We start from the raw sequence: 1,394 nt of genomic DNA on the forward strand, positions 1-1,394 counted from the left end.
ACGTCGTTGAGTGATTCAACCTCGACATCAACATCATTGAGTAATTCAGGCTCAGTTTCGGTTAGTGAGTCTGGCTCGACGTCAGTAAGTGACTCAACGTCAACGTCGTTAAGTGATTCAACCTCGACATCAACATCGTTGAGTAACTCAGAATCAATCTCAGTTAGTGAGTCTGGCTCAACGTCAGTAAGTGATTCAACGTCAACGTCGTTGAGTGATTCGGGTTCAATATCTATCAGTGAATCTGGTTCAACATCAGTAAGTGATTCAACTTCAGCATCGTTGAGTGATTCGGGTTCGATCTCGGTTAGTGAGTCTGGCTCGACGTCAGTAAGTGATTCAACATCAGCATCGTTGAGTAACTCAGGTTCGATTTCTGTCAGTGAATCTGGTTCAACATCAGTAAGTGACTCAACGTCAACGTCGTTGAGTGATTCGGGTTCAATCTCGGTCAGTGAATCTGGTTCAACATCAGTAAGTGACTCAACATCAACGTCATTGAGTGATTCGGGTTCAATCTCGGTCAGTGAGTCCGGCTCAACATCAGTAAGCAATTCAACATCAACGTCGCTGAGTGATTCAACTTCGACATCAACATCATTGAGTAACTCAGGTTCAATCTCGGTTAGTGAGTCTGGCTCGATGTCAGTAAGTGATTCAACTTCGACATCAACATCATTGAGTAACTCAGGTTCGATCTCCGTCAGTGAATCTGGTTCAACATCGGTAAGTGATTCAACCTCGATATCAACATCATTGAGTAATTCAGGCTCAGTCTCGGTTAGTGAGTCTGGCTCGACGTCAGTAAGTGACTCAACATCAACGTCGCTGAGTGATTCAACATCGTTGAGTAACTCAGAATCAATCTCGGATAGTGAATCTGGCTCAACGTCAGTGAGTGATTCGACATCAACGTCGCTGAGTGATTCAACTTCGACATTAACATCATTGAGTAACTCAGGTTCGATCTCCGTAAGTGAATCTGGTTCAACATCGGTAAGTGATTCGACATCAACATCCTTGAGTAATTCAGGCTCAGTCTCGGTTAGTGAATCTGGCTCAACGTCAGTAAGTGATTCAACATCAACGTCGTTGAGTGATTCGGGTTCAATCTCTGTCAGTGAATCTGGTTCAACATCAGTAAGCGATTCGACATCAACGTCGTTAAGTGATTCAACCTCGACATCAACATCGTTGAGTAACTCAGGCTCAATCTCAGTTAGTGAGTCTGGCTCAACGTCAGTAAGTGATTCAACATCAACGTCGTTGAGTGATTCGGGTTCGACCTCGGTCAGTGAATCTGGCTCAACGTCAGTAAGTGATTCAACCTCGACATCGACATCGTTGAGTAACTCAGAATCAATCTCAGTTAGTGAGTCTGGCTCAACGTCAGT

1 pseudogene is annotated in these 1,394 nt (G+C 44.2%); it reads right to left on the reverse strand.

From position 1 onward, the window contains the following. A pseudogene (locus FD04_RS12890) lies at positions 1-1,394 on the reverse strand (hypothetical protein); the annotation flags it as partial.

The sequence above is a fragment of the Secundilactobacillus odoratitofui DSM 19909 = JCM 15043 genome (assembly GCF_001434895.1).
Taxonomy (GTDB): domain Bacteria; phylum Bacillota; class Bacilli; order Lactobacillales; family Lactobacillaceae; genus Secundilactobacillus; species Secundilactobacillus odoratitofui.